Raw genomic sequence first — 13,634 nt, forward strand, 5'->3', positions numbered from 1 at the left:
GGGACCTATGCCGGCTGGCTCTCCGGGGGTGACGGCGAAGCGCTGCGGCTTCACTGGGCGGCCTGGTCAGCGCCAGGCAGCTTGATTTCAACGTAGGCTTCGTCGCGGATCTGGCGCAGCCAGGTTTGCAGCTCTTCGTCATACTTGCGGTTACGCAGCACGCTCAGGGCCTGCTGTTCGCGCGCCTGCTCGGTGCTGTCGGTGGCGCGGCGGCCCAGCACTTCCAGGACATGCCAGCCGTACTGGGTCTTGAACGGTTTGGTCACGACGCCTTGCTGGGCGTTGGCCATCTGTTCGCGGAACTCCGGTACCAGGCTGTTCGGGTCAACCCAGTTCAGATCGCCACCGTTAAGCGCCGAGCCCGGGTCTTCCGAGAAACTCTTGGCCAGGGTGGCGAAGTCTTCACCGTTGTTGATCCGCTCGTAGAGCTTCTCGGCCAGCTGCTCGGTGGCTGCATCGCTGCGCACTTCGCTTGGCTTGATCAGGATATGGCGCACGTGCACTTCGTCACGCAGCACGTTCTCGCTGCCGCCACGCTTCTCCTCGAGCTTGAGGATGATGAAGCCGTTGGGGATGCGGATGGGCTGGGTGATCTCGCCAACCGGCATGCTGCTGAGCATCTTGGCGAAGTCGGGTGGCAGCTGGGCGGCTTTACGCCAGCCCATCTCGCCGCCTTCCAGGGCGTTTTCGCTGGCGGAGCGGGCAATGGCCAGTTGGCCGAAGTCCGCGCCTTGCTTGAGCTGCTGGTACACGTCGCCGACCTGGCGCGCGGCCGCCTGGATGGCTTCCGAGTTGGCGGCTTCCGGGGTCGGGATCAGGATGTTGGCCAGGCGGTACTCTTCCGACATCTGCATCTTGCCCATGTCCGAGTTGAGGAAGTTCTTCACTTCCTGCTCCGACACCTGGATGCGCTCGGCCACCCGGCGCTGGCGCACGCGGCTGATGATCATTTCGCGCTTGACCTGCTCGCGGGCGTCATCGAACGACAGGCCGTCGTGGGCCAGGGCGGCGCGGAACTGCTCCAGCGACATGCCATTGCGCTGGGCAATGGTGCCGATGGCCTGGTTCAGTTCCTCGTCGGTGATGCGGATGCCGGAGCGTTCGCCGATCTGCAGCTGCAGGTTTTCGACGATCAGGCGTTCCAGTACCTGCTGTTCCAGGGCGCTGGTCGGCGGCACGCCGCCGCCGCGCTTGGCGATGGTTTGCTGCACCTCGTGGACACGTTGTTCCAGCTGGCTTTGCATGACCACGTCGTTGTCGACGATGGCCACCACGCGATCAAGAGGTTGTACCGCGGCATGCACCGCGCCACTCAGCAAAGCGGCGCCCAGCAACACTGGGCGCAGACGATCAATAAGCTTGGTCTTCACGTGTACGGTAACCTTGAATGCCTTGGTCGAGGAAGGATTCGACCTTGTTGCCCACTACACCACCGAGGCCTTTCAGCACGATCTGCAGGAAGACACCATGGTCGCCTTTTTCGTTCTGTGGAAGGGCCTGGCTGAAATCGTCGTAGTCGATCCAGTAGCGGTTGACCAGACGCAGCTTCCAGCAGCAGTTGTCATATTCGAAGCCGCCCATGGCTTCCAGGGTGCGGTTGCGGTTGTAGTCATGCTGCCAGCGCGCGATGACGCTCCACTGCGGAACGATCGGCCAGATGACCGAGAAGTCATGCTGCTGGATCTTGTAGTAATCCTTGATGTAGTTCGGATCACCCGGGGTGCCGTAGTCACCGCCGCCCACTTTCCAGGTACCCGTGGTCGAGTCGTAGGAAATGGTGTCGTTACGGTAGCGATAGCCGAGGTTGACGATCTTGTTCGGGTTGTCTTCAGGCTGGTAATGGAACATCGCGCTGCCCGAACGAGTGCTGCGGCTGTCCGGGTCCCAGTTGAAGTCCGAATTGAAGCGCCAGTCGCGGTTGAAGTAGTAGTTGTACACCAGCGCGTACGGCGACACATCGGACTGCGAATCCTTGCGGGTGCGGTAGTCGATGCCCGGCAACTGGACCTTGCGATCCTTGAAGTAGTAGGCCTGGCCGATGCTGAAGTTCTGGCGTTCGAAACCGTTGTCTTCGATCCAGCGGCTGGTTACACCCAGCGACAGCTTGTTCTCGTCGCCGATGCGGTCGGTGCCGCTGAAGCGGTTGTCGCGGAACAGCGAATCGTAGCTGAACAGAGTTTCGCCGCTGTCGAACAGCGGGATATCCATCTGGTCCTTGTACGGGACGTACAGGTAGAACAGGCGCGGTTCGAGCGTTTGACGGTAGTTGGTGCCGAACATCGAGGTGTTGCGATCGAAATACAGGCCACTGTCGACGCTGAAAATCGGGATGTCGCGGTTCTGGTTGCTGCTGAAGTCGCCGAACAGGTCCCGAGTCTCGGCACTGGAGCCGGCGATGTCGGTCTTGCCCTTGCCGTCCAGGTCAAGATCGTAATGGGTGTACATGTATTTCAGCTTCGGCGTGACGTAGCCGTAGCTGGCTTGCATTGGCAGGCTGATGGACGGAGCGAAGTTCAGGCGAGTGCCGTTGGCCCGGGCGACGCCGAAGATGTTCTCGTCGAGGCGACGGCCTGGAACCCCTGCGCTTGCGTCCGGGTTGCCATCCTCGTCGAAGACGAAGTCGTCCTTCAAATCACGATCAAAGCGCACGGCTTCGGTTTCGTAACCAAAGTTCAAACCGCCGGGCTGGAACGGCAGCGTACCGTTCAGGGTGAGCTGCGGCAGGCGGTCATACGGCGTGATCTGCGAAATGGTCGCCATTTCGTAGGCATGCACATTCAGGCGGGCGGTATAGCTGTCGCCACGGTAGGTCAGGGCACCTTGCTGGTTCAGCAAGTCGCGGCTTTCCACGCCGATCTGGTCGGACTCCAGGTCCTGGAAGTAGAACGGGTCGCTGATGTCGGTGTAGTCCACCTCGGTCATCAAGCGCTCGTCCAGGCCACCTTTGTGCTGCCAGTTGACCATCCAGCGCTGTTCTTTGTAGTCCGTCTGGTCTTTGCGGTCGTCGTTCTTGTCATTCAGGTACGCGCCGCCGAACTGGCCTTCGCTGGACTTGGTCAGGTAGCGGAATTCGCCTTCCATCAACAGGCCGCGCTTGGTCATGTAGCGCGGGTACAGCGTGGCGTCGTAGTTCGGCGCCAGGTTGAAGTAGTACGGCGTGACCAGCATGAAGCCGGTGTCGCTGCTGGTGCTGAACGATGGCGGCAGGAAGCCGGACTGGCGACGGTCGTCGATCGGGAAGTAGATGTACGGTGTGTAGAACACCGGGAAATCCTTGACCCGCAGGGTGACGTTGGTCGCGGTACCGAAGCCGGTAGCCGGGTTCAGGGTGATGTTGTTGCCCTTCAGCTGCCAGGCGTTGCTGCCCGGTTCGCAGGTGGTGTACGTACCGTCCTTGAGACGGATAATGGCGTTTTCGCCACGCTTGGCGTACAGGGCGTTGCCGCGGATGTGCGACTTGTGCATCACGTATTCGGCGTTGTCGACCTGGGCTTCGCCGGTGTCGAGCTGGATCTGCGCCTGGTCACCTACCACCAGCGAGCCGTTGTCACGGATCTTGACGTTGCCCTTGAGCTCGCCGCGGTTTTCGGTCTGGTACAGGTTGGCCTCGTCGGCCTCGGCCTGCATGCTGCCCTGGCGCATGACCACGTTACCCGCCAGGGTAGCGATCTGCTGCTCCTGCTGGTATTTGGAAACCTTGGCGTTGATGTAGGTCGGCGACTCGTCCTTTGGCGTGGTGTCGGCCATGCCCGGGCGGGGCGGCTCGACGTACGCACCACCGCAGTAGGGACCGGTTTCGGCCAGCTGGGCGGCGGTAAGCTTGTCACGCGGGACCCAGTCCAGGTGGCTGTAATCTTCGCTGCGCGATTTCAGGCCACGGCCTTTGGCCTCGGTGACCAACATCGGCTGGTCCGCGGTTTCGGCTTCGCTCGCGGCTTCGCTGCCGGCACTGACGGCTGCACCCTCGTGCACCGGGCGCGGCGGCAGGTTGTTGACTGGGGCCTTGGGCTTGCAGTCCCAACCACCGGCGGCGGACACTTGGCAGTCGAACTGTTCGGCTGCCACGACGTAAGACGTGGCCAGAGGTTGCAGGGCCAGCAGACCGCCGGTCACCAGCAACGGAAACTTTCTACGAAACGCGGGGGATTTCAATGCCATCTTATTAGTCCGGGCTTCCTGCGTGCCATCTGCCCGCGTGTGGGGCCGCACGCCTCTCGATGGTCTGAAAAAGATGCTGGATAATAAAGCATGACCCGCTTGACGGCTAGGGCCGTCGGAGACCCTTGTAATGCCTGAACACGATGTACGCCTGCAACAACTGACGGTCTGGCTCGATGAGCAGCTCAAAGATCTTTTCCTGAACAACGCCTGGGGCGACGTGCCGGCAGGCAGCCTTACCGCGGCCAGCAGCGATGCCAGCTTCCGCCGTTACTTCCGCTGGCAGGGCGCCGGGCACAGTTTCGTGATCATGGACGCGCCACCGCCCCAGGAAAACTGCCGACCGTTCGTCGCCATCGACCATCTGCTGGCCAGCGCCGGCGTGCATGTGCCGGTGATTCACGCCGAGGACCTGGAGCGCGGCTTCCTGCTGCTGGGGGATCTGGGTCACCAGACATACCTTGATATCATTGACTCTGACAACGCCGACCGCCTGTTCGCCGATGCCATCGATGCGCTGCTGGCATTGCAGCGCCTGCCGATGGATGCACCTCTGCCCAGCTACGACGACGCCTTGCTGCGCCGTGAAGTCGAGCTGTTCCCCGAGTGGTACGTAGGGCGTGAACTTGGCCTGGCCTTGAACGATGCGCAAATGGCCACCTGGCAGCGCGTCAGCCAACTGTTGATCGACAGCGCCCTGGCCCAGCCCAAGGTGCTGGTGCACCGCGACTACATGCCGCGTAACCTGATGCAGAGCACGCCCAATCCTGGCGTGCTGGATTTCCAGGATGCCGTGTACGGTCCGGTCACCTATGACATTACCTGCCTGTTCAAGGACGCTTTCCTCAGCTGGCCACAGGCACGGGTCGAAGGCTGGCTGCGGGACTACTGGCAAAAAGCACAGGCAGCGGGCATCCCGGTACAGGCCGACTTCGAAACATTCCAGCGTGCCAGCGACCTGATGGGCGTACAGCGGCACCTGAAAGTGATCGGTATCTTCGCCCGCATCTGCCACCGTGATGGCAAACCGCGCTACCTGGGCGACGTACCGCGCTTCTTCGCCTATATAGATGAAGTGATCAGCCGTCGGCCCGAATTGGCGGAGCTGGGTGAGCTGATTGCCGAGTTGCAGGCCGGAGCGCGTGCATGAAGGCAATGATCCTGGCAGCGGGCAAAGGCGAGCGCATGCGCCCGCTGACGCTGCATACCCCGAAACCGTTGCTGCCGGTTGCCGGCCAGCCGCTGATCGAATACCACCTGCGGGCCCTGGCGGCAGCAGGCGTTACCGAAGTGGTGATCAACCATGCCTGGCTCGGCCAGCAGATCGAAGACCACCTGGGTGACGGTAGCCGTTACGGCCTGAGCATCCGCTACTCGCCCGAGGGCGAGCCGCTAGAAACCGGCGGCGGCATCTTCAAGGCGCTGCCATTGCTCGCAGACGCGCCGTTCCTGCTGGTGAACGGTGATGTCTGGACCGACTACGACTTCACGCAGTTGCACGCCGCCCCGCTGCAAGGCCTGGCGCACCTGGTGCTGGTCGACAACCCTGGCCATCACGGCCGCGGTGACTTCCGCCTGGAACACGGGCGGGTCGTCGATGGCGATGACGCGCCAGGCACGCTGACCTTCAGCGGCCTGTCGGTGCTGCATCCGGCGCTGTTCGAAGGCTGCGAGCCGGGTGCCTTCAAGCTGGCCCCCCTGCTGCGCCGGGCCATGGCGGCTGGCAAGGTCACAGGTGAGCACTACCGTGGGCACTGGGTGGATGTTGGCACGGTCGAGCGCCTGGCCGAGGCCGAGCGACTGATTGGCGGGCGCGCCTGACATGTGGTGGCCAGGCACGGTGATTGGAGTGGGCGCCGGCTTTGCCGTTGCCAGCATTCCCGGGGCGTTGCTGGGTGCGTTGCTCGGGCAGGCCATGGACCGCCGGCTGCGTTTGCAAGGTTGGGAGGACATGCGCGAACGCCTGGGCGGGCGTTCGGCGCTGCGCGACGACGAGTTGCTGTTCGTGATGCTCGGGCGCCTGGCCAAATGCGATGGCCGGGTGGCCGAGCAGCATATCCAGCAGGCGCGCCAGGAAATGGTGCGCCTGGACCTGGCCGAGGCGGCCAGGCTGCGGGCGATTGCCGCGTTCAACCGCGGTAAGGCGGGCAAGGACCGGCTGGGCGGGCACCTGCGGCGTATTCGCCAGCAGCCGCATGCGGCGGAAGGTACCCTGCGCGCCTGTTGGCGCATGGTCTGGGCGGACGGCAAGATGGGCAACAAGGAGCGTGCGCTACTGCTGGACTGGGGGCAGAAACTGGGCCTGAGTCGGCGGCAGGTGCAGGCCATGTCGCTGGAGTACGAGCCGCGCAAGGTTGCCCGGCCAGAAGGCGTGGCCATGACCTACGCGGCGGCGCTACGCTTGCTGGCGGTCGAGGCAGACACCGACGGCGACAAGGTCAAGCAGGCGTATCGTCGGCTGGTCAGCCGGCACCACCCCGACAAGCTTGCAGGGAGTGGTGCCAGCGAGGCGCAGGTGCGTGAAGCTACCGAGCGCACCCGCGAGTTGCACCAGGCCTATGCCATGATCCGCAAGCGGCGTGGGCTGTAGCGGCCCGCTCGGCGCATTATCCCTGCGGGCTCATCCAGCCCCGCACCCGGCGGAACAGTTGCTCCTGCTCCGCCGCCTTGTTCCCCGGCATGGCAATCAGCGACAGCTGCTTGTACTGGCTGTCCTTCTGCCGCTTGCTGGCCTGTAGGCGTTGCGCGGCCGCATTGCGATCAGTGCTTCGGGTGGCGTAGTAGATGTCGGCGGTCGGTAGCTTCAGGGTCGGCGCCAGGCTTTCCAGGTCATGCTCCACCCGAGCCGGGGTCTGCGCCGCGACCATTACCAGCTTCTGCACCTGTGGTGGCTGTTTCTCGCTCAGGTAGCGGGCCGCCCAATAGGCGCCGCTGCCATGGCCGATCAGCACGATGCTGCGGGCATTGTGCTGCTGGGCGAAAGCCACTGCGGCATCCAGGCGAGCGAAGATGCGCTCGGCATCGGCCGGATCGGTCTGCTCGCTGGCCTGTTCGGCGTCGGTGCTCTCGGCGGTGTCGGCATCGGCGGCAGTGGCCTGGGCGACGTTTGCATTGGCGTCGGCGGGCACATCCTTGGCCGGTGCACTTTCACCTTTGGGTTTTTCGGGCTCGGCTGCCGGCTTGGCTTCGACCCGGGCCTGCGGGCTGTCGGCGAGCAGGTCGGGCAGGCTGATGCTCAGGCTGTGCCAGCCGATATCGGGGAATTTCTGCCGCAGCGGGCCGACGGCGTTCGGCCAGTCGGCAGTTTCGCCAGCGCCTGGGACGATGATCACTGCCCCTTGCGGGTCGCTGTCGTTGGCCGGCTTCCACAGGGCCAGGAAGCTGTCGGCACCCGCCTGCAGGGGCTGCTGTTCGGCCTTGGGGACCAGCCGCTCAAGGGCTTGGGCATCTTCCAGGCTACGCTCCAGCAGCGGCGGTCGCGGCGCTTCGGCAACAGGTGCCGCAGGGGCGCTGGTGGGTTGGTCGGCATCGGCGGCAAGGGCGCCGAGTGGAAGGATCGAGGCCAGGCAGCACATTGCCAGCGTCGTGCGATAAAGTGTGGACATGAGTCAACCCGGGGCCAGAATGATACCGGCAGCCTAATAGTATTTGCCCGTGACGGCCATGCTGCATGGCCGCCTTTGCCAGGACGAGCGTGTAGATGAAGCGAGTGCGTCGCCTGTTGGTTATCGGCTGCTTGTGGCTGCCCTTGATTGCATTGGCCAGGCCCGAGGTAGTGCCCACCGTTGTGCTGGAACCTGCGCAACAGCAGTGGCTGGATAGCCACCGTAGCCTGCGCGTCGGCCTGGTGCTGCAGGCGCCCTACGCCCAGTTCGACCGACGCCTGCAGCAACTGTACGGGGCCAACGTCGAGCTGGTAAGCAGCCTGGCGCAGGCATTGCGCCTGGACCTTACCTGGCGCAACTTTGCTGACCAGGCCAGCCTGGAGCATGCCCTGAAGGCGGGGGAAATCGACTTCGCTCCCGGCCTTTCCCAGACCCCGGCCAGCCTGCGACTGTGGTTGTTCAGCGACCCCTACATGCGCGTGCCGCAACTGGTGGTAGGGCCGCGCACCGGGGCCATGGCCATAGAGCTGGAAAAGCTCGACAGCGAGCAGCGCGTTGCGGTGCGCATGCCCAGCCAGTTGGCGGAATACCTGCGTGGTAACTACGGCAATCTCAACCTGCAGGGCGTGCCCAATGAGCGCGAGGCCTTGCAACTGGTGGTCGGCGGCCAGGCCAGCTTCGCGGTGCTGGATGAAGCCCAGCTCAGCCGCCTTTCCCGCGAGAGCGAGTTCGGTGAGCTGGCGGTGGTGGGCGATATCGGCCTGCCGCAACTGTTGCGTATCGGCTCGCGGCGTGACTGGCCGCTGCTGGCCGATGTGCTCGAGCGTGGTCTGCAGGCGCTGCCCGCCAAGGAGCTGGAACAACTGCACCAGCGCTGGCTGCAGCCGAAATACCCGCGCCTGAGCGAGTCGCCCGGCTTCTGGCAGAACCTGGCCCTGCTGTTCGGGATGTTGCTGTTGTGCGCGCTGGCGACCCTGATGTGGCAACGTCGGCAGCAGCACCGGCTGGAGCGCAGCCTGCTCACCGCGCGGGAAAGCCTGGTGGAGCGGCAAGTCCGTGAAGAAGTGCTGCGCCTGAGCCAGTTCGCCATCGACCAGAGCACGGTAGGCATCCTCTGGGTCAACTGGGACAGCCACGTGCGCTACGCCAACCACGCCGCCGAGCGCATGCTGGGTTACGCGGAAGGCGCATTGCTGGAGCGGCCGTTGAGCGACTTCGAGCCCAGCCTGAACATGGATCGCTGGCTGCAGCTTTGGAAGGGCGCGCGCACCGGGGAGGGCGGTGCAGGGCAGTTCGAAACGCACTGCCAGCGCGCTGACCAGAGCCTGCTGCCGGTAGAACTGTCGCTGAGCTTTCTGCGCTTTCGTGACGCCGAATACCTGGTGGTCTATCTGGCCGATGTTACCGAGCGTCATCGTGCCCTGGCGGCCCTGCGTGAAAGCGAAGCACGGCTCAAGGGTATAGCCGGCAACGTGCCGGGGCTGGTGTTTCGCCTGGAGCGAGACCCCGCCGAGGGCGACCTGGAGTTTCCCTATGTCAGCGAGGGCAGCGAGGCCCTGGTGGGTTATGCGCCCAGCGAAATTCAGCAACCGCACATGGGCCTGCGCAACCTGGTGCACCCCGAAGACCGTGCCGACTACCATCGGGTGCAGGACCTGGCGCTGGCCAGCGATCAGGACTGGTCCTGGCAGGGCCGCATCCTCACCCGTCACGGCGAGCAACGCTGGGCCGATATCAAGGCCAGTACCCGACGCCTGGCCAACGGCCAGGTGGTCTGGGATGGTGTGGTGTGGGACATCACCCAAGGGAAACGGGCCGAGCTTGCCCTGGCGAAATCCCAGGAGCAGTTGCGCGAGCTGTCGGCCCACCTTGAGAGTGTGCGCGAGGAAGAAAAGGCCCGCATCGCCCGCGAAGTGCACGACGAGCTGGGGCAGATGCTGACCGTGCTCAAGCTGGAGGTGTCGATGTGCGAACTGGCCTTTGCCGAGCTGGACCCGGCCCTGAACGAACGCCTGGCCAGCATGAAGCGCCTGATCAGCCAACTGTTCCAGCTGGTGCGCGATGTGGCCACCGCCTTGCGCCCGCCGATTCTCGACGCGGGGATTGCTTCGGCCATCGAGTGGCAGGCGCGGCGATTCGAAGCGCGCACGCAAATTCCCTGTCTGGTGCAAGTACCGGATAATCTGCCAGCCTTGAGCGATGCCAAGGCCACGGGGTTGTTCCGTATCCTGCAGGAAGCACTGACCAATGTAATGCGCCATGCCCAGGCGCACAGTGTCGAGATCGAACTGGTACGAGAGGGCGGGCAATTGCGCATGACCGTCAGCGATGACGGGCAAGGCTTTTGCCGCGAGCAGCCCCGGCCGACCTCGTTTGGCCTGGTGGGGTTGCGCGAGCGGGTGCTGATGCTGGGCGGCAGCATGGCGCTGCACAGTGAACCGGGCGAAGGCACCAGCCTGAGCGTGGCCATTCCGTTGGAACAGGAGAGCGAGCGTGATTCGAGTGCTGGTGGCCGAAGACCACACCATCGTCCGTGAAGGCATCAAGCAATTGATTGGCCTGGCCAAGGACATGCAGGTGGTGGGTGAGGCCGGTAACGGTGAGCAACTGCTCGAAACCCTGCGCCACACGCCGTGCGAGGTGGTGCTGCTGGATATCTCGATGCCGGGCGTCAATGGCCTGGAAGCGATCCCGAGGATTCGTGCGTTGCACGCTGCGCCGGCGATCCTGATGCTGTCGATGCATGATGAGGCGCAGATGGCGGCGCGGGCGTTGAAGGCCGGCGCGGCAGGCTATGCCACCAAGGACAGTGACCCGGCGCTGTTGCTGACTGCGATTCGCCGGGTAGCCGGGGGTGGGCGCTATATCGACCCGGCGCTGGCCGATCGCATGGTGTTCGAAGTGGGCCTGACCGAGTCGCGGCCGTTACATACCTTGTTATCGGAGCGGGAGTTTTCGGTATTCGAGCGCTTGGCCCAGGGTGCCAATGTCAACGACATCGCCCAGCAACTGGCGCTGTCGAGCAAGACCATCAGCACCCACAAGGCGCGGCTGATGCAGAAGCTGAAGGTGAACTCGCTGGCAGAGCTGGTGAAGTACGCCATGGAGCACAAGCTGGTCTGATTGCGACATACCTGTCTATCAGCCCGTAGCGAATCCCTGTGGGAGCGGGTTCACCTGCGAAAGGGCCAGCCCTGCCATGTGCGTTGCCTGGGCTGACCCCTTCGCGGGTGAACCCGCTCCCGCCGGGTGAGCAGCGCGGCTGAAGTGAGTATTCCAATCCCGCCATCTTTGTAGGGGGATCCCTACAGTCAATCTTCCATCCGGATGATGGCATTCTCTCAGCAGCCCCGATTTCCGGGCGCTTGCCGCTTGTCTAGTCTTTGCCTACGCAGTCATCCAACAAAAAGGTGCAGGCATGAGCGAGGCGAAGTCGAATGCTGCAACCAGCGAAACGCTGGTCAGCTTCCGTGGTGTGCAGAAGAGCTACGACGGCGAGTCGCTGATCGTCAAAGACCTCAATCTGGACATCCGCAAGGGCGAGTTCCTCACCCTGCTTGGCCCGTCCGGCTCGGGCAAGACCACCAGCCTGATGATGCTGGCCGGCTTCGAAACACCCACCGCCGGTGAAATCCAGCTGGCCGGGCGCTCGATCAATAATGTGCCTCCGCACAAGCGGGACATCGGCATGGTGTTCCAGAACTACGCGCTGTTCCCGCACATGACTGTCGCCGAAAACCTGGCCTTCCCGCTGAGCGTGCGCAACCTGAGCAAGACCGACATCAGCGAGCGGGTCAAGCGGGTGCTGAACATGGTCCAGCTCGACGCCTTTGCCCAGCGCTACCCCGGCCAGCTGTCCGGCGGCCAGCAGCAGCGCGTGGCCCTGGCCCGGGCGCTGGTGTTCGAGCCGCAACTGGTGCTGATGGACGAGCCACTGGGCGCCCTGGACAAGCAACTGCGTGAACACATGCAGATGGAGATCAAGCACATTCACCAGCGCCTGGGTGTGACGGTGGTGTACGTGACCCACGACCAGGGTGAAGCACTGACCATGTCGGACCGCGTGGCGGTGTTCCACCAGGGTGAAATCCAGCAGATCGCCGACCCCCGCACGCTGTACGAAGAACCCTGCAATACCTTCGTCGCCAACTTCATCGGTGAGAACAACCGCATCAACGGCACCCTGCTGGCCAGCGATGGCAAGCGCTGCCAGGTGCAGCTGCCGCGCGGCGAACGGATCGAGGCGCTGGCGGTGAATGTCGGCCAGGCCGGCGAGCCGGTGACCCTCTCGATCCGCCCCGAGCGGGTGCGCCTGAACGGCCACAGCGAAAGCTGCGTGAACCGGTTCTCCGGCCGGGTGGCCGAATTCATTTACCTGGGCGACCACGTGCGGGTGCGCCTGGAGGTTTGCGGCAAGGGCGACTTCTTCGTGAAGCAGCCGATTGCCGAGCTGGATCCGGCCTTGGCCGTAGGCGATGTGGTACCGCTGGGCTGGGAGGTGGAGCACGCCCGCGCGCTCGATCCGATTGCCGAAGCCCATTGATGGATTGCTTCACCAACCCTGTACTGTGGAGAGAATAATAATGCGCAAGCAGTTGAAACTGACCGCCCTGGCCTTGGGGCTGTTCGCCGCTGGCCAGGCACTGGCAGCAGACCTCACGGTGATTTCGTTCGGCGGCGCCAACAAGGCGGCCCAGGAAAAGGCCTTTTACGCGCCGTGGGAAAAGGCCGGCAAGGGCAAGATCGTGGCCGGCGAGTACAACGGTGAAATGGCCAAGGTCAAAGCGATGGTCGATACCAAGAGCGTGTCCTGGAACCTGGTGGAAGTAGAGTCGCCAGAGCTGGCACGCGGTTGTGACGAGGGCATGTTCGAAGAGCTCGACCCGGCATTGTTCGGCAATGAAGGCGACTATGTTTCCGGTGCCATTCAGCCCTGCGGCGTCGGCTTCTTTGTCTGGTCCACGGTAATGGCCTACAACGCTGACAAACTCAAGACTGCACCTACCAGCTGGGCTGATTTCTGGGATACCAAGCAGTTCCCGGGCAAGCGTGGCCTGCGCAAAGGCGCCAAGTACACCATGGAATTCGCCCTGATGGCCGATGGTGTCGCACCCAAGGATGTGTACAAGGTGCTGGCGACCAAGGAAGGCCAGGACCGCGCCTTCAAGAAGCTCGACGAGCTGAAACCCAGCATCCAGTGGTGGGAGGCCGGCGCCCAGCCGCCACAGTTCCTGGCTTCGGGTGACGTGGTCATGAGCTCGGCCTACAACGGCCGGATTGCTGCGGTGCAGAAAGAGAGCAACCTGAAAGTGGTATGGAACGGCGGTATCTACGACTTTGATGCCTGGGCCATCCCGAAGGGTGCCAAGGATGCAGAGGCGGCTAAGCAGTTCATCGCGTTCAGCGTGCAGCCCGAGCAGCAGAAAACCTACTCCGAGAACATCGCCTACGGCCCGGCCAATTCCAAGGCTGTGAGCCTGCTGTCGGACGAGGTGAAGAAAGACATGCCGACCACGCCTGAGAACATCGCCAACCAGGTGCAGATCGACGTGGCCTTCTGGGCCGACAACAGCGAACAGCTGGAACAACGCTTCAACGCCTGGGCGGCGAAGAAGTAGACGGCCAGCGTTAGGGGGCCGCTTTGCGGCCCTATTTTCAGTTCGTATCGCGGAGTTCGCCATGGCCATCGCAGTGCCCCTCAACGAAGGCGCAGGTCAAAGTCTCAAGCAGCGCCTCAAGCACGCCGAGCGGGTCAACCGCTGGAAGGCGCAGGCGTTGATCGCGCCGCTGGCGCTGTTCCTTCTGCTGGTGTTTCTGGTACCGATAGCCGCGCTGCTGTACAAAAGCGTCGGCAACCCGGAAGTGGTCGCC

The 13,634-nt window shown here is 63.6% G+C and carries 10 protein-coding genes and 1 pseudogene; 8 read left to right on the forward strand and 3 right to left on the reverse strand.

The window, feature by feature from the left end; genetic code table 11:
* Window positions 1-50: 50 nt before the first annotated feature.
* Complete coding sequence (gene surA / locus HP547_RS15425; protein ID WP_172286738.1) at window positions 51-1,370, reverse strand: peptidylprolyl isomerase SurA; 1,320 nt, start codon at window positions 1,368-1,370, stop codon at window positions 51-53.
* Window positions 1,351-4,158 carry an LPS-assembly protein LptD gene (locus HP547_RS15430; protein WP_172286739.1) on the reverse strand — a complete coding sequence of 936 codons (2,808 nt, stop codon included), beginning with the start codon at window positions 4,156-4,158 and terminating at the stop codon, window positions 1,351-1,353. Before HP547_RS15430 ends, surA begins: the two co-directional genes overlap by 20 nt.
* Before the next feature lie 130 nt (window positions 4,159-4,288).
* On the opposite strand from HP547_RS15430, the gene HP547_RS15435 reads away from it, so the two are divergent.
* From HP547_RS15435 to HP547_RS15445, 3 genes are read left to right on the forward strand one after another with little or no spacing between them, the layout of a single operon-like run.
* Entirely contained in the window at window positions 4,289-5,308 is a 1,020-nt protein-coding gene (locus HP547_RS15435) for an aminoglycoside phosphotransferase family protein (protein ID WP_172286740.1), read from the forward strand.
* The gene (gene murU, locus HP547_RS15440) at window positions 5,305-5,979 is read left to right on the forward strand and encodes an N-acetylmuramate alpha-1-phosphate uridylyltransferase MurU (protein WP_172230362.1); all 675 of its coding nucleotides are present in this window, start codon (window positions 5,305-5,307) and stop codon (window positions 5,977-5,979) included. The genes HP547_RS15435 and murU overlap by 4 nt, the downstream gene beginning before the upstream one ends.
* A 1-nt stretch (window position 5,980) precedes the next feature.
* Entirely contained in the window at window positions 5,981-6,748 is a 768-nt protein-coding gene (locus HP547_RS15445; protein WP_172286741.1) for a TerB family tellurite resistance protein, read from the forward strand.
* A gap of 16 nt (window positions 6,749-6,764) precedes the next feature.
* On the opposite strand, the gene HP547_RS15450 is transcribed toward HP547_RS15445, so the two are convergent.
* Window positions 6,765-7,763 (reverse strand): alpha/beta hydrolase family protein, encoded by a 999-nt coding sequence (locus HP547_RS15450; protein WP_172286742.1) that lies wholly within the window; start codon window positions 7,761-7,763, stop codon window positions 6,765-6,767.
* Window positions 7,764-7,858: 95 nt separating this feature from the next.
* On the opposite strand from HP547_RS15450, the gene HP547_RS15455 reads away from it, so the two are divergent.
* The 5 genes and pseudogenes from HP547_RS15455 to HP547_RS15475 all read left to right on the forward strand — a co-directional run.
* On the forward strand, window positions 7,859-10,300 hold the full coding sequence (locus tag HP547_RS15455) for a PAS domain S-box protein (protein ID WP_172228132.1): 2,442 nt from the start codon (window positions 7,859-7,861) through the stop codon (window positions 10,298-10,300).
* A complete protein-coding gene (locus HP547_RS15460; protein WP_172286743.1) occupies window positions 10,257-10,886 on the forward strand; it encodes a response regulator in 630 nt (209 codons plus the stop codon). Before HP547_RS15455 ends, HP547_RS15460 begins: the two co-directional genes overlap by 44 nt.
* Before the next feature lie 295 nt (window positions 10,887-11,181).
* Entirely contained in the window at window positions 11,182-12,306 is a 1,125-nt protein-coding gene (locus tag HP547_RS15465) for an ABC transporter ATP-binding protein (protein ID WP_172228128.1), read from the forward strand.
* Window positions 12,307-12,346: 40 nt separating this feature from the next.
* Entirely contained in the window at window positions 12,347-13,381 is a 1,035-nt protein-coding gene (locus HP547_RS15470) for an ABC transporter substrate-binding protein (RefSeq protein WP_172228126.1), read from the forward strand.
* 61 nt (window positions 13,382-13,442) lie between these two features.
* Window positions 13,443-13,634: pseudogene (locus HP547_RS15475) on the forward strand (ABC transporter permease); the annotation flags it as partial.

Source organism: Pseudomonas sp. CM27 (genome assembly GCF_013179515.1).
In the GTDB taxonomy this organism is placed as follows: domain Bacteria; phylum Pseudomonadota; class Gammaproteobacteria; order Pseudomonadales; family Pseudomonadaceae; genus Aquipseudomonas.